The 19,078-nt window shown below is 70.5% G+C and carries 15 protein-coding genes and 1 tRNA gene; 7 read left to right on the top strand and 9 right to left on the bottom strand.

The genetic code is table 11. From position 1 onward, the window contains the following. Positions 1–840 precede the first annotated feature (840 nt). On the top strand, positions 841–2,298 hold the full coding sequence (locus tag NQO67_RS11645; protein WP_255950022.1) for a M6 family metalloprotease domain-containing protein: 1,458 nt from the start codon (positions 841–843) through the stop codon (positions 2,296–2,298). Between the two features lie 116 nt (positions 2,299–2,414). Here the strand turns inward: NQO67_RS11645 and NQO67_RS11640 are convergent. The 3 genes from NQO67_RS11640 to NQO67_RS11630 form a co-directional block, all read right to left on the bottom strand. Continuing rightward, positions 2,415–2,488: transfer RNA gene (locus NQO67_RS11640), tRNA-Lys, on the bottom strand. After that, the gene (locus NQO67_RS11635; RefSeq protein ID WP_255949783.1) at positions 2,479–3,288 is read right to left on the bottom strand and encodes a hypothetical protein; all 810 of its coding nucleotides are present in this window, start codon (positions 3,286–3,288) and stop codon (positions 2,479–2,481) included. Before NQO67_RS11635 ends, NQO67_RS11640 begins: the two co-directional genes overlap by 10 nt. A gap of 212 nt (positions 3,289–3,500) precedes the next feature. Further along, the gene (locus NQO67_RS11630) at positions 3,501–5,336 is read right to left on the bottom strand and encodes a serine/threonine protein kinase (RefSeq protein ID WP_255949782.1); all 1,836 of its coding nucleotides are present in this window, start codon (positions 5,334–5,336) and stop codon (positions 3,501–3,503) included. Between the two features lie 377 nt (positions 5,337–5,713). Here NQO67_RS11630 and NQO67_RS11625 point away from each other — a divergent pair, with 377 nt between their 5' ends. After that, positions 5,714–6,478: a hypothetical protein gene (locus NQO67_RS11625; protein ID WP_255949781.1), complete on the top strand. Its 765-nt coding sequence runs from the start codon at positions 5,714–5,716 to the stop codon at positions 6,476–6,478. 120 nt (positions 6,479–6,598) lie between these two features. Here NQO67_RS11625 and NQO67_RS11620 read toward each other — a convergent pair whose 3' ends face one another. Next, positions 6,599–6,949 carry a DUF8844 domain-containing protein gene (locus NQO67_RS11620; protein ID WP_255949780.1) on the bottom strand — a complete coding sequence of 117 codons (351 nt, stop codon included), beginning with the start codon at positions 6,947–6,949 and terminating at the stop codon, positions 6,599–6,601. A gap of 209 nt (positions 6,950–7,158) precedes the next feature. On the opposite strand from NQO67_RS11620, the gene NQO67_RS11615 reads away from it, so the two are divergent. The 5 genes from NQO67_RS11615 (at position 7,159) to NQO67_RS11595 (ending at position 12,628) form a co-directional block, all read left to right on the top strand. Next, positions 7,159–8,037, top strand: a complete 879-nt coding sequence (locus NQO67_RS11615) for an SMP-30/gluconolactonase/LRE family protein (RefSeq protein WP_255949779.1) — start codon at positions 7,159–7,161, stop codon at positions 8,035–8,037. A gap of 23 nt (positions 8,038–8,060) precedes the next feature. Next, positions 8,061–9,416, top strand: a complete 1,356-nt coding sequence (locus NQO67_RS11610; protein WP_255949778.1) for an MFS transporter — start codon at positions 8,061–8,063, stop codon at positions 9,414–9,416. Positions 9,417–9,464: 48 nt separating this feature from the next. Continuing rightward, entirely contained in the window at positions 9,465–10,535 is a 1,071-nt protein-coding gene (locus NQO67_RS11605; RefSeq protein WP_255949777.1) for a LacI family DNA-binding transcriptional regulator, read from the top strand. An 87-nt stretch (positions 10,536–10,622) separates the two neighbouring features. Next, positions 10,623–11,663: a ketopantoate reductase family protein gene (locus tag NQO67_RS11600; protein ID WP_255949776.1), complete on the top strand. Its 1,041-nt coding sequence runs from the start codon at positions 10,623–10,625 to the stop codon at positions 11,661–11,663. Positions 11,664–11,683: 20 nt separating this feature from the next. Further along, the gene (locus tag NQO67_RS11595) at positions 11,684–12,628 is read left to right on the top strand and encodes a beta-keto acid cleavage family enzyme (protein WP_255949775.1); all 945 of its coding nucleotides are present in this window, start codon (positions 11,684–11,686) and stop codon (positions 12,626–12,628) included. Positions 12,629–12,756: 128 nt separating this feature from the next. Here the strand turns inward: NQO67_RS11595 and NQO67_RS11590 are convergent, their stop codons facing one another. From NQO67_RS11590 to NQO67_RS11570, 5 genes are read right to left on the bottom strand one after another with little or no spacing between them, the layout of a single operon-like run. Further along, positions 12,757–15,249 (bottom strand): glycoside hydrolase family 2 protein, encoded by a 2,493-nt coding sequence (locus NQO67_RS11590; RefSeq protein WP_255949774.1) that lies wholly within the window; start codon positions 15,247–15,249, stop codon positions 12,757–12,759. Continuing rightward, positions 15,246–16,145, bottom strand: a complete 900-nt coding sequence (locus NQO67_RS11585) for an ATP-binding cassette domain-containing protein (RefSeq protein WP_255949773.1) — start codon at positions 16,143–16,145, stop codon at positions 15,246–15,248. Before NQO67_RS11585 ends, NQO67_RS11590 begins: the two co-directional genes overlap by 4 nt. Beyond that, positions 16,145–17,086, bottom strand: a complete 942-nt coding sequence (locus NQO67_RS11580; RefSeq protein ID WP_255949772.1) for an ABC transporter ATP-binding protein — start codon at positions 17,084–17,086, stop codon at positions 16,145–16,147. The genes NQO67_RS11585 and NQO67_RS11580 overlap by 1 nt, the downstream gene beginning before the upstream one ends. Then, entirely contained in the window at positions 17,083–17,982 is a 900-nt protein-coding gene (locus NQO67_RS11575; RefSeq protein WP_255949771.1) for an ABC transporter permease, read from the bottom strand. The genes NQO67_RS11580 and NQO67_RS11575 overlap by 4 nt, the downstream gene beginning before the upstream one ends. After that, entirely contained in the window at positions 17,979–18,974 is a 996-nt protein-coding gene (locus NQO67_RS11570; protein ID WP_255949770.1) for an ABC transporter permease, read from the bottom strand. The genes NQO67_RS11575 and NQO67_RS11570 overlap by 4 nt, the downstream gene beginning before the upstream one ends. Positions 18,975–19,078 lie beyond the last annotated feature (104 nt).

The raw sequence follows: 19,078 nt of genomic DNA, 5'->3' as shown, positions 1-19,078 counted from the left end.
GCTCCCCGTCGCGCGCGTCGGAGCCCTCGCTCGGCTCCGCACCCCCGCCTGAGCGCCCGCCCCGGGACCCGGGCTCGCCGGGCGCACCCGTACCGCCTTGGGCGTCCCGGGAGCAACGCTCCGTGACGGCCCGAGGGGTGCCGTCTGCCGGTGGGGCCGGTCCTTCGGGCGTTCCGCTCACCGCTCGCTCCCGCAGTGCAGTCGTTGTGCAGTCGATGTCGTACTGGTCTCAGTCGTACGTCCGGTCGCCGGCGCGCCGGTGGGCGGGTGGGGGCCGGGTCGGCGGGGGGCCGGTTCGGCCAGGTCCGCGCAGGAAAGTGTGCCGATCATAGAGCGCCGCCCGGGGTGTATCCAGCCAGCGACCGGCCAGGCGTGGCTCTCGCTCGCGGGACGGATCATCGTCGTTTCATCGACGGAGCGTTTCACGTTCGGTCCTGGTCGGCTCTGCGGGCGGCTTTGTCGGCTCCCGATCGATTGTGACGTTCCGTGAGTGCGGAAGCGGCCATCGCCGCTCACTCGGCCGGGCCAGAACAACTGGGCGAAGTGTGACAAAAGTGATGAGGCTGGGTGCGGTGTCCCTGAAACCCGCGCCCGGAGGTAGCCGTGCCGCGTCCGCTCCGCCCCGAGGAGCCGAACGAGCCCGAGGAGACCGGCGAGCCCCACGGGCGCCCCGGACGGCCGGAGGAGCCGTCGGGCCCCGACCCCGAGCCCGAGCCGGTCGGCGAAGCCGCCGAACTGGACGCCGGCCCTGCGGAACCGCCCCACCACGAACGCACAGAACCGCCGAATTCCGCACCCCGCCGGGGTCCGGAAGCGCAGGCCGCGCGAACCGTCCCCGGCATGCCCGGGCCCAGGTCGCCCCAGGCCGACGCACGCGTCCCCGACGCCGCGCGCCCGCCCGATCCGCGCCCTGGTGAACGTCGGCCCTGGCTACGCAGTGCCGCGGCCGCGCTGACCGCACTGTCGGCGCTGGCCGCGACGTCGCTGGTGGCCGGCTCCGCGGTCGCCGACCGGCGGTCGATGCCGTGTGCGCTGGGCCGGACCGAGGCGCACCACTCGGAGGGCGTGGACAGCTGGAACGGCGCGTATCCGCGTCCCAGGCGAACGCTCGACGCGCTGCTGGTCTTCCTGTCGTTCCCCGACGCCCGCCCCAGGACCAGCCCGGACGTCCTGACGTCGGACTACTTCCCGGCCACCAGCCGCTTCTACGAGCGCGCCTCCTACGGCAAGTTCACCCTGCGCCCGCGTCCACACCGCGCCTGGATCCGGATGCCCCGGCCGTCCACCGCGTACCGGATACGACGCGACTGGGACGACGCGCACCGGGCGGCCTACCTGAAGGACGCGGTGGCGGCCGCGAACCCGCGTGTGGACTTCGGCAAGTACGACATTGTCTATTTCGTGGCGGACCCGGACGCCCCCGGCGTTGACTCCGACGCGACGAAGGTGGTCAATTTCGACCGTCCGATCACCGTCGACGGTGCGAGCCTGCGGCGCATCGTGACCATCTTCGAGCGGCATCCTCCAGACCGGAATGTACTGGCGCACGAGACGGGACATGTCTTCGATCTTCCCGACCTCTACCACCGCCCGTCCGACGGCAAGGGTGACTGGGACACGTACGTGGGCGACTGGGATGTCATGGGCAGCCAGTTCGGCCTGGCACCCGAGTTCTTCGCCTGGCACAAGTGGCGGCTCGGTTGGCTCGATCCCGACCAGGTGGTCTGCGTCCAGGGCGGCGGCGACACCCGGCTGGACCTGGAGCCGCTCTCCGCACCCCCAGGGCGCCCGGAGGCCGTACCCGCGGCGGTGACGGACCCGGACGCGTACCAGGACGGCTACCCGGACCGGTACGGGGACCCGCGCGGGGGCACGCGCCCGGACGCGCCGTCGCGCATGGCCGACAGCGCGCTCTGGGCGGCACCGGCCGGCCCGGCGAAGGGCTCCGCCGGCCCCCTGCGCACGGCGAAACTGGTGGTCGTCCGCACCGGGCGGAGCAGCGCGATCGCGCTGGAGGCCCGTAGCGCGTGGGGCAACGACGCGGCGGCCTGCACCCAGGGCGTGCTCGTCTACCGGGTGCGCAGCGCGACGGAGTCCGGCGGCGGCCCGGTGGAGGTGATCGACGCCCACCCGCGCTCGGCGGCCTGCTGGAACGAGTCGGTCTACCCGGCTCTTGCGGATGCGCCGGTGCGCAGCGGAGAACGCTTTCGCGTTCCGCACGAGCGGGTGCGCATCGATGTGAGCGTGGGGGAGCGTACGCGTACGGGGGCGTGGCGGGTGAAGATCACCACGAGGTGAGTCACGGCGTTCGGGCGCCCAGCGCCTGAACACGCGGGGGTCTGGGGGCGCCCCCCAGAAGACACAAAGGCCGACCCTGTGAAGCGCTGTGCGCGAACAGGGTCGGCCAGAGGTCGTGCGCCGCCAGGGACTCGAACCCCGGACCCGCTGATTAAGAGTCAGCTGCTCTAACCAACTGAGCTAGCGGCGCCTGCTGACGTCGTAGACACTAGCACCCTGGTCGGCGCGAGGAAAAATCGATATCCGCTCCCCCTGTACCGCGGGGTTCTGGGGTGTCGTCCCCGGGCCCTCCGTCGCGCGGGCCGCTCGTACGCAGGCCCAGAGCAGCACCTCGGGGCCCGGCAGCCAGGGCCGCCGGGTGGCGGGGGCGACCAGCCAGCGCACGGCCAGGGTCTCGGTGGCCGCGCAGGCCGCGGCCGCGCCATGGGCGAGCGGCGGCACGGTCACCGCGTCGCCCGAGCCATGGCAGAGCAACGGCGGCACCGCACCGCCGCGGCCGCCGCCGGCTGCCCCCCACTCCTCCCACCGCAGCAGCGACGGCAGCCGTTGGGCGGTGCCCGGCGCGGCGAACAGCAGCATCCGCCCGCGGTGCACGGCGACCGGGCCCGAGCCGGGGCCGTCCGCCCACAGCCGGTCGAGCATCCGGCGGCCGAAGAACGCGGGAACGTTCACCACGTCGAAGGTGATGCCGCAAGGGAGGGTGAGCGGCAGGTCGGGCTCGCGTGCCCAGCGGGAGAGAGTGGCGTGGGGATACGTTCCTGCTGAGACGAGCCAGGCGGCGCCTTCCGCGGTCACCCGCGAGACGGGCACGTTCTCCGTCGCCCCGGGCAGGCTTTCGTCCCCGGCCGGACCCGAGCGGTGCGGCTGCTCGCCCACCCCTGGCGGCGGCGCATCCTCCCCGGTCAGCCGCTCCCGTGCCGGCCAGCCGTGTGGTGGCTGCTCGGCGGTGACAGGCCATCCCGGAGTGGATACGTGCCATGGGCTGTTCATGACGGTCATGTCTACCGGGAGTGAGCACCTGAATCCGCTGGGTTCCCGGAAGTCGGGACAGGGCGGCGGCGCGGGGAGTATCTTGCCCCGAGGCATATGACGGCAGCCCGTGCTGCCAGCCTGCCCCGTCGGCACACTCCCCGTGCCACCGGCTCCGTGCCGCCGGCCGCCCCCGCCCCCGCCGTCTCGCCCTCATGTAGGACCGGTTCGGGCTATTTCGTCTGCTTTATCTCCTTGGCGCAGAGGGTGACGCCGGCGTCGTCGAGGGTCCAGCTGTCCTGGCTTCCGCAGTCGTACTCGCCGGAGTGGACGCTCAGGATCTTGACTATGTACTTGTAGTCGTCGGGAATGTCGCCGTCGCACGGAGTGATCATGGTGCGGTAGAGCTTCTCGTCCTTGTCGGCGAACTCGCACTGGCCGACACGGAAGTTGCGGTTCAGGCAGAGGTCGGTCGTGCTGCCGTCCGCGTTGTCGTGGGACCAGTCGTTGTCGTAGGAGTCCGAGCACCCGTCGGTGTCGTTCGAAACGGACATCACGCGGTAGTAGGACCCGGCACCGGAGCAACTGGCCGCCTGCGGAGTGTCGGACGACCACATCCCGTCGGGGTCGGTGTAGCTGTCCAGGCAGTCGTCGATCTTGATGTCGGCGAACGCCTCGTCCTCGGGGCTGGGCGGAGTGGGGCTGGAGTCCTCCACGGGGGAGTCCTCGCTGCTCGGGCTCTCGCTCGCCGTGTCACTGGCAGTGCTGCTGGAGTCGGTGGGCGAGTCGTCCGAGTGGTCACCGTTGAAGTTGACGACCAGGCTGACGATCAGGGCTGCGGCACCGAGCAGTGCGTAGAGGTACTCGTTCTTCCAGCCGGACTTGCGGCGCGGCTGCTCACCCGTCCCCGTACTCGACGTCGTACCGCCGCCGGGTGTCGCCCCGCCGCTCGACGCCGCACCGACCGCCGGTCCGGCGGGCCCCGGACCCCCGGGCGGCGTCAGCGGATAGTGCCCGTGCCCGGCCGCCATCCCCGGGCCGGGTGTGCCCGGCGTCGCCTCCCCGGACCTGGGTGTCTGCTCCGGGTTCTCCACCTGGGTGGCCAGCCGGGTCCCGCCCGGGCCGACGGTCCAGCTGCGGGTGACCGTTTCGGCCTCCGACTGGTCGGAGGCCCGCTGGAGGCGCCGGCCCTCCGCGGCGTAGCGGTCGATCAGGGACGTCCAACCACCGGGCAGGGCACCGCTGTCGCCACCGGCGAACCGGTGGACCAACTGCTCGGCGGTCGGCCGGTCCTCCGGTCGCACGGCGAGGCAGTCGCCGATCACTCCGGTGAGTCCCTCGGGCAGCCCGTCCAGGGTGACGGCGGCCTGCCGTACGTAGTTGAGCTGCCGCAACGCCTCGTCGGTGTCCGGGTAGGGCAGCCGGCCGCAGGCCACGTGGTACAGCGTGATGCCGAGCGCGTAGATGTCGGAGGCCGGGGCACTGGGCAGCCCCTCGGCCTGTTCCGGCGCCGCGAAGGCGACGGTTCCGAGGGTGAACTTGGTGCTGGTGAGGTCGCTGGCGTGGGAGATGCCGAAGTCGATGACCTTCGGGCCGTCGTGTGTCAGCAGGATGTTCAGCGGTTTGACGTCCCGGTGCACGATCCCCTTGCTGTGCAGCTCCGCGAGGGCCCGCACCACACCGGAGGCGATCCAGCGCACCGCGGCCTCGCTCCCGAGCGCCCCCCGCTGGACCACCAGCGCCTGGAGCGACGGCGCCGGCACGTACTCCATCGCCATCCAGGGCCGGGGCCCTTCGGCGTCGGCGTCCAGAACCCGGGCCGTCTGGTTGCTGGTGATCCGTCGGGCGAGCCTGACCTCCCGGTCGAAACGCTTACGGGCCTCCGGGGTGACCCCGCCGGGCGCCAGCAGGGTCTTGAGGGCGACGAGCTGGCCGGAGGCCGGGTTCCGCCCGAGGTAGATCACCCCCATGCCGCCGATGGCCAGCTGCCCGAGCAGTCGGTACGGCCCCAGTTGGCGAAGTTCGCCACTGAGAGCGAGCACACCCATCTCGAACGGTTCTTCCGTCACAGCTCAGCCTCTCCCGTCGCCTACGCGCTGATGGACGCGGAGGCTACACTCGCCGGTTCCGCTGGTGGCGCCGGGATCCACGGGGTGCCGGTACCGAGGCGTGCGCGAGACTGATCGCGCGATGACACTCATCCGCAAAGCGTCGCAGGTGCCCAACACGGCGTCACGCCCGCGGCGGTGGACGCCGGTCCGGCAGGGCGAAGGGCGGCCGACCTCGGGAAGGTGCACCCCCTACGGCAGCGACGCGCCATGCGCAGACGGCCGTGCCGGGCCGTGGCGGTCCCGCCGACCGTACGGCGCTGCCATCGTCGAACGGGACCCGTCCCGGGGCGGCGTCGATACCGTTCGTGGGCCGCTTCCGGACGGGATGGGCTGCGATGGCCAAACGACTCCTTCTCGTGCTGCTCGTCATCCTGCTCGGTACGGGCGGGTACGGCGTGTACCGCTACTTCAGCCAGGACACCCGGCATGACGTGGTGATGCGTCACGCCGACCAGTTCGCCGCCATCGAACGTCGCCTTTCCGCGCTGGCGCCCGGCATTTCCTCGGCGCTCACCGAGGACTCCGACACCGCATGCCGCGATGTGCGCAAGGGCGCGCGGCTGTTCCGCTACGACCAGGACGATCCGGCCGGGAACAACCTCGGCATGGTGACGTACGACCAGCTGACCGATCCTGCGAAAGCATCGGGTACCTGGGATTTCATCAACACGGACCTCGCACGGTACGTCGCCGCCTCCGCGCCCGGTCACCATCGCACGAGCGGCGACAATGAATTCGCGAGCGACACGTACACCCGCTCGGTCGAGGCGATGGCCAAGGTGCGCTATGTGCTCGTGGTCAAAACCCATCTGACCGAGGGTGGGGACGGTTCGCAGGAGTCGTCCCACGATCACATAGACGACCTGCTGGGGTTCGACGGGGTGATCGCCGATCTACGCAGCCGGAAGGTGCTGTGCACCGTCGCCGGATACGGGGCGATAGACGACCCGGGGGTCTGGTACAGCTATCCGCTGGACGCCGGGTCGGCGGAGCGCGAGCAGCGTGCGGACGACGCGGTCGACGAGCAGCTGCACAGCGACGCGACCAGCGAACTGGAATGGCAGCTGAACCACCTGCGGCACGGGCACTTCGCGCTGTAGCGCTCCGCTGCCGTTGCGTTCGTGCGGCTCCGGCGCACCCGCACGCACACCCGCACCCGCACGCACACCCGTGCCCACCCGAGCCCGGACCCGGCCCGGTCCGGCCGGCCGGACCGAAGATCACCTCAGGTCTTCGGGCCCCCGCATCAGCTCGCGACCGAACTCGATCATCTTCTTCGCGTAGTCCTCGGTCCACCCGGCCCGCTCGCCGATCACCGCGGGGGTGAGGCGGTCGAAGCGGCGTGGGTCGGCGAGTTGGGCGGCGGCCATGGCCTGGTACTCGATGGCGCGGTCGGTGGCCGCACGGAAGGCATGGGTGAGTTCGGTCGAGCGGGACAGCAGCTCCCTGGGGTCTTCGATCGACTCCAGATCGAAGAAGTGCTCCGGGTCGGCTGCGGCCGCTGCGGGCTCGAAGAGCAGGGGGGCGGGCCGCAGGCGGGGGGTGTCGTGGGAGCGCTGGGGCTCCGCCATGGTTCTCCTCCTAGCTCGGGATCGTCTCCATTGTCACGCCTTACGCAAGGGGGGCTCCCTTTACCAGGGAGTACACCGGCTTCCGGCCGCTGGCGGTGCCGGGCCGGTCACGCAGCGTGCGGGTGGGGGACTTAACGTTGCTTAACGCATCGGCGGTCACTACGTTCGCGGCCATCCCATACGGGAAAAGCCCACGTGAGAGGGGACCCATGCGCATTGACACGGTGATCGATGTCAAGACCAGCCTGGGGGAGAGCCCGGTGTGGGACGCCGGGCAGGAGCGTCTCTACTTCGTCGACTCCATGGACGGGCGGATCTTCCGCGTCACTGCGGACGGCCGCGAGATCCAGAGCTGGGACGTGCGCGAGAAGATCGGTTCGATGTGCCTGCGCAGGGACGGCGACGCGGCCGTCGTGGCCCTCCAGTCCGGTCTCTACAGCTACCGGTTCGACGACGATGCCCTGGAGCTGCTCCACGCACCGGAAGCCGACCTGCCGGACAACCGGCTCAACGACGGCAAGACGGACTCCGCGGGGCGCTTCGTGGTGGGATCCATGGACACCCGGGAACAGGCGGCCAGCGGAAGGCTCTACCGTCTCGACCCCGACCTCTCCCTGACCGTGCTCGACACGGGGATCGTCTGTTCCAACGGGCCCTGCTTCAGCCCTGACGAGCGGACGTTCTACTTCGCCGACACGTGGTCAGGCGACATCTGGGCCTACGACTACGAGGCCTCGGACGGTTCGGTCAGCGATCGCCGCACCTTCACCACAGTCGATCGACGCGACGGCGGTGCCTGCGACGGCATGACCGTCGACGCCGAGGGGTGCCTCTGGCAGGCCCATGTGTACGGCGGCAAGATCCATCGCTACGCACCGGACGGAACTCTGGACCGGACCATCGAGATGCCGGTGGCGAAGGTGACGAGCGTGATGTTCGGAGGGCCGGACCTGGACATCCTCTACGTCACGTCGATGGCCCGGCCGCCACTGCCGCGCTTCCCGCAGGACGGCCCGCGGCGAGGCGCACTCTTCGCGATCGAGGGCCTCGGGGTCCGGGGCCTTCCCGCGCACCGATTCGGTAGCTGACGGGCGCCCCAGGGAGGAGTCTCATGGCACACAACCGTCTGAGCCGTGGTTCGGCACCGTTGCGCCGCATCCATCGGCACTCCTGGGTCGCGCTGGCGGTGACCTGGCTGATCTGGGTCATCAACGCTTTCGACCGCGAGGTGATCCTCCGGCTCGGCCCCGTGATCACCGACACGTTCTCGCTGTCCCCGCAGGCGTGGGGGACGCTGGTCTCCGTCGTGATGTTCTCGCTGGCGGTGCTGGCCGTCCCCGGCTCGCTGTGGAGCGACCGCCACGGCGGCGGGTGGAAGCGCGCCCGCTTCCAGGTCCCGCTGGTGATCGGCGCCAATCTGCTGTCCGCCCTCTCCGGCTTCCGGCTGCTCGCCCACAACCTGGTCGTCTTCATGGCGCTGCGGGTCGGCGTCAACCTCGGCGCCGGTTGGGGGGAGCCGGTCGGCGTCAGCAACACCACGGAATGGTGGCCGCGCGAACGCCGGGGCTTCGCGTTGGGCGCGCACCACACCGGCTACCCGGTGGGCGCGTTGCTCAGCGGTGTCGCGGCCAGCTGGGTCCTGGCGACGTTCGGCGACGCGAACTGGTCCTACGTCTTCTTCTTCGGGATCGTCCTCGCGGTCCCCGTCATGCTGTTCTGGGCGAAGTACTCGACGCAGGGCCGCATGGCGGAGCTGCACCGCGACATCGCGGCCAAGTCGATGACCGTGTCGGTCGCCGAGCCCGCTCCCGAACCCGGGCGGGCCGCCGGTACCGTCCGCCGCTGCCTGCGTGATCGGACGATCATGCTGACCGCGGGGAACACGTGTATGACCCAGATCGTCTACATGGGCATCAACGTGGTGCTGCCGCTGTACCTGTCCAACGTCGCTGGCTTCTCCTTCGCCGCGTCCGCCGGGCTCTCGGTCGTCTTCACCCTGACCGGCATCCTCGGCCAGGTGCTGTGGCCGTCGGCGTCCGACTACCTCGGGCGCCGGCTCACGTTGATGATCTGCGGAGTCTGGATGGCCGTCGGAGTGGGTGCCTTCTACCTGGCCACCGGGGTCGCCACCGTCATCGCGATCCAGCTGTTCTTCGGTCTGGTGGCCAACGCCGTATGGCCGATCTACTACGCCGCCGCTTCGGACTCCGCGCCTCCGGAAGCCCGGGGGACCGCCAACGGGATCATCACCACGGCGATGTTCACCGGCGGCGGCCTCGCTCCGATCCTGATGGGCTGGCTGGTCGGCCTCGGCGGTGGCTGGCACGCCTCCGCGGGGTACGTGATCTGCTTCCTGTTCATGGCGGGCTGTGCGCTCTTGGGGGTGGTCTGCCAGTTCTTCGCCAAGGAACCGGTCATGAGTGCCGTGACCACGGAAACGGATCTGTCCGTCAAGGCCTCGGCCTGACGTTGCCTAATCCGGCCGCATTCCTACATCGCAGAGGAGGTGGTGTCCGTGGCCGCGACCGACAAGCAGGTGCAGAAGGCGGGGATTCGCGCGTTGCGGGTTTCGGCCGCCGACGTCGCCCGCGCGGTCGGTGTTTCACCGGCCACCGTTTCCTATGTGTTGAACGGGCGGGACGGCGTCTCGCAGGAGATGCGGGAGCGCGTACTCAAGACCGCCCAGGAACTGGGGCACATCCCGAGCGCCAGGGCGCGGAGACTGCGCGAGCAGCGCACCCGGGTGATCGGCCTGGTGCTCACCGACATCGCGAATCCCTTCTATACCGAGATCGCCGCCGGGACCGTCGACTCCGCCAGGGCGAGGGGATACGAGGTGTTCTTCGCGCACACCCAGGAGAACGCGGAGACCCTGGACAACGTGATCGACACGATGATCGCCCGCAATGTCGACGGCGTGGTGCTCACCGTGCTGCATCCCGACGACGGTGAGGTGATCCGTCGTATTCGCCGGGCGCACATCCCCTTCGTCCAGCTGTCGCGCCGGATCCCGTTCCTGGAAGCCGACTTCGTCGGGATCGACGATTCGGCCGCGGCGGTGGAGCTGATGCACCATGTGCTCGACCACGGATACGAGGACGTGGCGCTGGTCGCCGGCCCGCGCAACTCCACCGCGTCAGCGGCGCGCGTCGACGGGTTCCGCGCCGCGGCCCGAGCCCGCCGGATCCCCCTCCCGGCCGACCGCATCACCAGCACGTATCTCAGCGAAGCAGGGGGCCGCCGAGCGGCTTCCCGGCTGCTCGACGCCGATCCGCTGCCGCGCGCGATCGTCTGCGGCAGCGACGCGATCGCCGCCGGTGTGATCGGCGCGCTGGCACTGCGCGGCGTGCGTGTCCCGGAGGACGTCGCCGTCACCGGTTTCGACGGGCTCTTCCCCGAAGCCTCACCGCTGGCGGCCCTCACGACCGTGAACCAGCCGCGGCGGGACATGGCCGGGGTCGCCCTGGACCTGCTGGTGCACCGGATCGACGGGGTCGGCGGGGCATACCAGTCGCTGATCCAACCGCACGAGCTGCGGATCGGCACGACGTGCGGCTGCCCGTTGCGGACGGAGCCGATCGGCTGACGTGCCCGGGGCGGGGCACGTCCCCACCTGCTCCGGCCGAGAACCGCTGAATTCCCCGAACCGTAGGAAACCCGAGTGGAGTGCTCCATGTCTGTGCGCAGCAAGTCGGCGTCCGTGAGCGAGCGGATCCTGGTCGTCGGTGCCGGAGCGATCGGCGGGGTCACCGCCGCGCAGCTGACCCGGGCCGGCCACGACGTGGTCGTGCTCGACGCGAACACCGAGCACGTGGCACGGTTGCGCGCACCCGGCCTGCTCTTCGACCGGCTCGGCACCGAGCACCGGGTGGTCCTCGACGCGGTGGACCGACCCGACCGGCTCACCGGGCGTTTCGACCTGGCCCTGGTCACGCTGAAGTCGGCGCACCTGGAGTCCGCCCTGGCTCCCCTCGCCGCACGGGGCATCGTCGACACCTACGTGTCCCTGGGCAACGGCCTGGTCCAGCAGGTGGTGGCCGACATCGTCGGCTCCGATCGGCTGCTGGCCGGCATCGTCGAGTGGGGTGCCACCAACGTGGCCGCCGGCCATGTGCGTCAGACGACGAAGGCCCCGTTCCTGGTCGGCGAGGTGGACGGACGGTTGACGCCGCGCGCCACGCGTGTCGCCGAGATCCTCGCCGACGCGGCGCCGGGCACCCGGGCGACGACCGAGATAGCCGGCGGGATCTGGACCAAACTGCTGCTGAACAGCACCTTCTCCGGGCTCGGCGCGATCGGCGGAGGGCTCTACGGCGACGTCGCCGACGACCCCGTGGGCCGGCGTGCCGCGTTCCGGCTGTGGACCGAGGGCTACGACGTGGCAGCCGCCCTGGGCGTCCGCCTGGACGAGATCTTCGACATCCGTCCGTCCCAACTCGTCGTCCGTACCGAGCGGGACGTGGCCGCCGCCACCACGGCGCTGGGCGTGCTGATGGCGCGCGCGGCGCCCACCAAGGCGTCGATGTCGCAGGACCTCGAGCGGGGCGCGCGCACCGAGGTCGACGTCATCAACGGCGGTGTCGTCCGGGCCGCGGAACGGCTCGGCCGCTCCGCACCGCTCAACCGTGAGGTCGTCGCGATCGTGCACGAGTACGAGGAAGGCATCGGCCGGCCCGGTCCCGCGGCCTACCGCCGCATCGCCGATCTCGTCTGATCACCAACGAGGAGAGAACCATGAACGACATGGACGCCATGGCCGACAAGGTCATCATCACCTGCGCCCTCACGGGCGGCATGACCGTCCCGGCGCAGAGCAGCGCCATCCCGATCACCGCCGACGCCATCGTGGCGGAAGGCGTGCGCGCGTGGGAGGCCGGTGCGTCCGTGCTGCACATCCATGTCCGTGAGGAGGAGACCGGGCGGCCGGTCGCGGATCTCGACCTCTTCGAGAAGGTACTCGGCAGGCTCGGCCAGCTCACCGATGCGGTGCTCCAGCCCACCACCGGGGGCGGCCGCGGGATGACCGTCGAGGAACGCGGCTCGGTGCTGCGCTTCCGGCCCGAGATGGCCACGCTCAACGCCGGCAGCATCAACTTCGGGCTCTACCCGATCGCGGAACGTGACCTGCCGTTCGCGGACTGGGAGCGTGACTACCTGGAGGGCACCCGCGACTACATCTTCAAGAACACCTTCGCCGACATCACCTACCTCGCCGATCTGATGAAGCAGGCCGACACCCGTCCTGAGATCGAGGTCTACGACGTCGGGCAGCTGTTCAACCTGCGCCAACTCGTCCGTGACGGCGTGCTGGTGCCGCCGTTCAACCTCCAGTTCGTGCTCGGTGTCCTCGGCGGGAACATGGCCGAGCCCGACCAGCTGCTGCACATGCTGCGCACGGCGCAACGGATCTTCGGCGAGTCCGCGTTCACGTGGTCGGCGGCCGGGGTGGGGTACGCGGGGGAGTTCCAGCTGGCGGCTCTCGCGCTGATGCTCGGCGGCAACGTCCGCGTCGGCCTGGAGGACAACCTGCGGGTACGGCGGCGTGCGCGGGCCACCTCCAACGCCGATCTGGTCACCAAGGCGGTGCAACTCGCCGAGATGTTCGACAAGACGCCGGCCACCCCGGCCGAGGCACGGGCGACCTTGGGCCTCAAGGGCACGACCGACCTGGGGTTCTGACCCGAGAGCCGTTCGGAAAGCCGTCCGGAGAGCCATCCTGAAGGGCCCGTCCCGCCGCACCGCGGCAGAACGGGCCCTCGTATCCGCACTCCGTCGCCCGGCGGCCCACCGGCCGCCCCGATCGGGCCCTACGGCACCCGCACCCGGTCGTTCACACACCGCAGAACCGGCGCGCGGACCAGCAGGTCCGGGGAGTCCAGGACCGCGCCGGTGACCCGGAACTCGACGCTCTCGCCGGGCAGCAGGGTGACCAGCATGTCGTCGACCTCGGCCGTCGGGGCGAGACGGTCCGGGAAGAGGGCGAGGTCGCGCAGCAGGGTGTGGGCGGTCACCGTCACCCGGTAGCCGTCCTCGCCCGCCGTGACCTGGGCGTCGTACTGTGCGGCCGGCAGCGCGAGCCGGGTGTCCTCGGCGAAGAAGTGCACCGTGCGCTGCTCGCCGACGCGGGCCACCAGCACCTCACGGGTGACGTCCGCCGGCTCGGCGACGGACGCGGACATGGCCACCTCGGTCACCCCGCGCGCCAGCACCCGCAACGGCAGCTCCTCCTTGGCCAGCAGCGTGCCGTCCAGTGCGTACCGGTCGAGGTGCAGCGTGCCCTCCCAGGTGTGGGGGGTGTCGTTGACGGCGAAGACCGAGCCGTCGCGCACGACCAGCAGCCGGTCGGCGTAGACCTGCCGCAGCGCGTACCACAACGGCTTGCGGCGGCCGTCGCCGTCGACCGCTGACCAGGAGATCACCGGCCAGCAGTCGTTGAGCTGCCAGACGATGGTGCCCATGGTGTGCGGCATGTGGGAGCGCCAGTGGCGGATGCCGAAGGCGACCGCGCGCGCCTGGTTGAGCTGGGTGAACCAGTGCCAGTCGTCGAAGGACTCGGGCTCGTCCAGGTCCATGGGGGCCGGCAGGTGGTCGCCGAGGCCGCGCAGCAGCTTGCCCATGCCGTCGTCGGCCTTCTGGTGGTGCGCCACCAGCGGGGAGTCGGGCCGCAGCTCGCCGCTGACGGCGCGGCGCAGGGTGGCGTACGTGGGCGGGCCCTGGAAGCCGAACTCGGCGACGAAACGCGGCGTGGTGTCCGCGTAGTGCGTGTAGTCGACGCGGTTCCACACCTCCCAGGAGTGCACGGTGCCGCGCTCCGGACCGTTCGGCGGCAGGTCGGGGGAGCCGGAGTAGGGCGAGCCGGGCCAGTACGGGCGGGTCGGGTCCAGCTCGGCGACCAGCGACGGCAGCAGCTCGTGGTAGTAGCCGTAGCCCCAGCTGGCGCCGTCCAGCGGCTCCTGCCAGCCCCAGTCGGCGAAACCCTCCAGGTTCTCGTTGTTGCCGCACCACAGGACGAGGGACGGGTGCGGGGCGAGCCGGACGATGTTCTCGCGTGCCTCCGCGGCGACCTCGTCGCGCAGCGGCTGCTCCTCGGGGTAGGCGGCGCAGGCGAACGGGAAGTCCTGCCAGACCAGCAGGCCCTTCTCGTCGGCCAGGTCGTAGAAGTCGTCGCTCTCGTACAGGCCGCCGCCCCACACCCGGAGCAGGTTGACGCCGGCCGCGACGGCCTGGTCGAAGCGCTCGGCGAGCTGGGCACGGGTGAGCCGGGCGGGGAAGCAGTCCTCGGGGATCCAGTTGACGCCGCGGACGAAGATCTCCTCGCCGTTGACCGAGATGCGGAACGCGTCCGTCTCCAGCGCGACGGTGCGGAAGCCGGTGCGACCGTGCCAGGTCTGGCCGCCCAGGGTGATGGTGACCTCGTACAGCGGCTGGGCGCCGCGGTCGTGCGGCCACCACAGCTCGGCGTCCGGCACCGGGAAGCGGACCTCGGTACGGTCCAGGCCGGCCGGCACCGGCAGCACGGTACGGGCGCCGGCGACCTCCACGACCGCCTCCACGAGGTCGTCGGCGGGGGCCGCGGGGTCGGCCCCGGGCGCGGAGCGCTCCACGGTGAGGGTGACGCCGATCTGCGGCACGCCCGTCGCGGCGTCGACCTCGGTGAGCAGCCGCACCGAGGCGATCCGCACCCCGCTCCAGGACTCCAGCGCCACCGGCCGCCAGATGCCCGAGGTGACCAACGTGGGACCCCAGTCCCAGCCGAAGTTGCAGGCCATCTTGCGGATGAACTGGTACGGCTCCTCGTAGGCACCGGGCCGGTCGCCGAGCTCGTCGCGCAGCGCCTCGGCGTAGCTGTACGGGGCGGTGAAGCGGACGTCGAGGGTGTTGGCGCCGTCGCGCAGCAGCGGGCGCACCGGGAAGCGGTAGCCGCGATGCTGGTTGGCGGTGGTGCCGACCGCGGTGCCGTTCAACTCGATCGTCGCGATGGTGTCCAGGCCGTCGAAGACCAGGTCGGTCCGGTCGTGCCCGTCGGTGTCGGCGTGCCAGTCGAAGGTGGTGCGGTAGACCCAGTCGGTGCGGCCGATCCAGGTCAGCCTGGTCTCGTTGTCGTCCAGGTACGGATCGTCGATCAGGCCGGCGGCGAGCAGGTCGGTGTGCACGCAGCCGGGCACGCTGGCCGGCACGCCCTCGGCCGGCAGCGCCACCGGCAGTTCGGCCGCGGGGTCGGCGGGGTGCAGCGTCCAGCCGTCGTGCAGCGGCAGCCGGTGGTGCGCGGGGGCGTGTGGGGGGTGGTGGGGTGGCGTCACGCCGGGGTCCTTCCACAGTCGGGCAGTTGGGCGCAGGCGACGAAGTGGCCGGGTTCGGACTCCTGGAGCCCGCCGTCCCCGCCACGGCCGCCGGCCGCGTGGAAGGCGCAGGTTTCCAGGGACTCCGCCGCCGTCCAGGGCAGGTTCAGACGGGGCACGGAGGCCAGCAGGGTGCGGGTGTAGGGGTGCTGCGGGTTGCCGAACACCTTCTGGGTGTCGCCGCGCTCCACGATCCGGCCGCGCCGCAGCACCACCGTCCGCTCGGCCAGATAGGTACCCAGGGACAGGTCGTGCGTGATGTAGAGCACGCCCAGGCCGCGTTCCTTCAGGTCGGCCAGCAGGTTCAGCACATCGATACGGGTGGACGCGTCGAGCATGCTGGTGATCTCGTCGGCGACCAGGAAGGTCAGGTCGAGCAGCAGCGCACGGGCGATCAGCAGCCGCTGCAACTGCCCGCCGCTGAGCTGGTGCGGGTACTTGCCCAGCACCGCCCCCGGGTCGAGCCGAACGTCCCGCACGGCACGCTCCACCCGCTCGGCCCACTCCTTGGCCGGCACCTGCGGATAGTAGGCCTGCCTGATCTGCGCGAAGACCCGGTCGGCCTTGAAGACCGGGTTGTAGCAGCTGAACGGGTCCTGGAAGACGCCCTGGACATGGCGGTAGTACTCCTTGCCGGCCTTGACCGGCTTGCCGTCCAGGGTCAGGGTGCCGTCGCTGACGGAGGTGAGGCCGAGGATCATCCGGCCGATGGTCGACTTGCCGCTGCCGCTCTCGCCGATCAGCGAGACGACCTCGCCGGTCCGGGCGTCGAAGCTGACCCGGTCCACGGCGGTGAAGTGGCCGCCGCCCAGGGTGCCGGTGCGGTAGTTCTTGGTGACGCGGTCGAGGGTCAGCATCAGGCCTTCCAGCACGCGACGTAGTGATGGGGGGCTATCTCGGTGGCCGGGGGCTCCTTCTTGCAGCCGTCGTCGGCGAGCGGGCAGCGGTCCCGGAAGCGGCAGCCGACCGGGGGCTTCAGCAGCGACGGGGGACTGCCCTCGATGCCGGTGAGCCGGCGTTCGCCGTGCCGTACGCCCACTTCGGGCAGCGAGTCGATGAGCAGCTTGGTGTACGGGTGGCGGGGCTGGGTGGTGATCACCTTCGACGGGGCCTTCTCGGCCAGCTTCCCCGCGTACATCACCATGATCGAGTCGGCGATGTGCGAGGTCAGCGCCAGGTCATGGGTGATGAAGATCATGCTGTTGACCAGGCCCTTGTCGCGCAGCCCGACCAGCGCCCCGGCCACCGCCTGCTGGGTGGAGACATCCAGCGCAGAGGTCACCTCGTCGGCGATCAGCAGCGCCGGGTCGAGCAGCGTGGAGATCACCATGACCACCCGCTGCTTCATCCCGCCGGACAGCTCGATCGGATACTGCTCCAGCACCTCGGGCTTCAGCCCGACGAGGGAGAGCCGGCGCTGCAGCTCGGCGGTGTCCACCTGCGCGCCGCGCGAGGCGAGCAGTTCGCGGATCATCCGGCCGATCCGCCGGGTCGGGTTGAGCGCGCTCATCGAGTACTGCGGCACGAGCGAGACCTCGTGGAACCGGAACGCGTTCATCGCCCGGTCGTCGGAGAGCGGCAGCTCGGTCCCGTTCAGCTCGACCTTCCCGCCGACGTGCTTCATCCGGCCGTCGAGCCGGATCAGCGACTTGCCGAGGGTGGTCTTGCCGCACCCCGACTCGCCCGCGAGACCGAGGATCTCGCCGTCCGCCACGTCGAAGCTGACACCGTCCAGCGCCCGCACGTCGCCGCGCAGCGTGCGGTAGTGGACCTTGAGGTCGGTGACGGTCAGGCTCATGATTCCCTCAGCTTGGGGTTGAAGACCTCGTCCAGGCCGACGTTGGCGACGTAGAGCGCCCCCACGATCGCCGTGATGCCCGCACCCGGTGGCAGGAACCACCACCACATGCCCAGTTGCAGCGCGCTCCACTGCTGCGAGCTCTGCAACATCAGACCGAGCGAGACACCGTCGGTCGGGCCGAGCCCGATGAAGTCCAGCGACGAGGCGATCAGCACGGCGCCGCCGAACAGCAGGATGAACATCATGAACAGGTACGAGCTCATGTTCGGCGCGATCTCGCGGAAGATGATCCGCCAGGTCCCGCTGCCGCTGAGGCGCGCGAGGTCGACGAACTCCCGGGCGCGCAGCGAGAAGGTCTGGGCACGGATGGCGCGCGCCGCCCACGGCCAGGACGTGACGCCGATGAACACACCCTGCACGGGGACGCTGCGCACGCCCAGGTAGGCGTTGATGATCAGCAGGACGGCGAGGGTGGGGATCACCAGCACGATGTTGGTGAGCATGTTGAGGACCTCGTCGACGATGCCGCCGCGGTAACCGGCGAGGAAGCCGATCACCATCGCGATGATCGCGGCGATGCCGCCGCCGATGACGCCGACCAGGAAGGTGGACCGCAGCCCGTGGACGAACTGCGCGAAGACGTCCTGGCCGAAGGTGGTGGTGCCGAACCAGTAGGTGCCGTTCGGTCCGACGGCGTGCGGTCCGACGTACTCGTTCGGGTTGCCGGAGTCCATCAGCAGCGGCCCGACGATCCCGAGCAGCAGCAGGGCCAGCACCACGACGAAGCCGATCAGCAGCTTCGGGTTGCGCACCGCGTAGTGCAGGGTCTCCCGGCTGGGGGTGAGTTGTTCGACGGCGTCGGTGGTGACCGTCGCCTCGGGCAGCGCACTCATGCCTTGCCTCCCGCCATGCCGGTACGGGTACGGGGATCGACGACGACGTAGACGAGGTCGATGATGAAGTTGGCGATCAGCACGCCGATCACGATGAACAGGAAGATGCCCTGGAGCAGGAAGAAGTCCTGGTTCTGGATGGCCGCCAGGATCAGGCTGCCGAGGCCGGGGTACGAGAACACGATCTCGGTGACCAGCGCTCCGGCCACCAGCACGCCCAGTTGCAGTGCGAGGCCGGTGATCTGCGGCAGGACCGCGTTGCGAAAGGCGTAGCGGCGGATCAGACGTTGCGGCGCGCCGAGCGCGGAGAGGTAGGACGAGTAGTCCGACTCCAGCTCGTAGATGATCATGTTGCGCATGCCGATGGCCCAGCCGCCGAGCGCCACCAGGAACAGCGACAGGAACGGCAGGAACCAGTGGTAGACCAGATCGCTGAGGAAGGCGAAGCTCCAGCTCGGTGAGATCGACAGGCTGTAGCCGCCGGAGATCGGGAACAGCTTGGTCTGGTAGCCCAGCGCCCAGGAGAGGATCACGGAGATCCACATGTAGGGCATGGCGGTGAGCAGGTAGCTGACGGGCAGCACGGTGTTGTCGAGCACCTTGCGACGGGCGGCGAGGGCACCGAGCCAGTTGCCGACGATCCAGCTGAGCAGGATCGCGGGGATCATCAGGGCCAGCGTGTACGGCAGGGCGCCCCGGATGACCTCGCTGACGGGCTTGGGGAAGACCCAGATGGAGAGCCCGAAGTCGCCCTGGAACAGCGATCCCCAGAAGTGCAGGTACTGCTGCCAGACCGGCTGGTCGAAGCCGAAGAGGTTGGTGTAGTAGGTGCGCATCGCCTCCACGGCCTCGGGCTGGGAGACCCGGGCCCGGGCCAGCATGGCGGCGACCGGGTCGCCCGGCATGAAGCGCGGGATCATCCAGTTGACGGTGACGGCGACCACGAAGGTCAGGCCGTAGACCAGCAGCTTACGCGCGAAGTAGTGACGCAAGGTGGCTCTCCCGGGACGGGGGAAGGGCACGGACGGGGTCGATGGCGGGCGGGGGCGTGCCGCGCCGCACGGTGGGCGCGGGGGAGCCTGCCGCGGCGGCCGGG

The organism is Streptomyces odontomachi (assembly GCF_024435355.1).
Lineage (GTDB): Bacteria > Actinomycetota > Actinomycetes > Streptomycetales > Streptomycetaceae > Streptomyces > Streptomyces odontomachi.
This window is presented reverse-complemented; position numbering and strand designations above follow the sequence as displayed.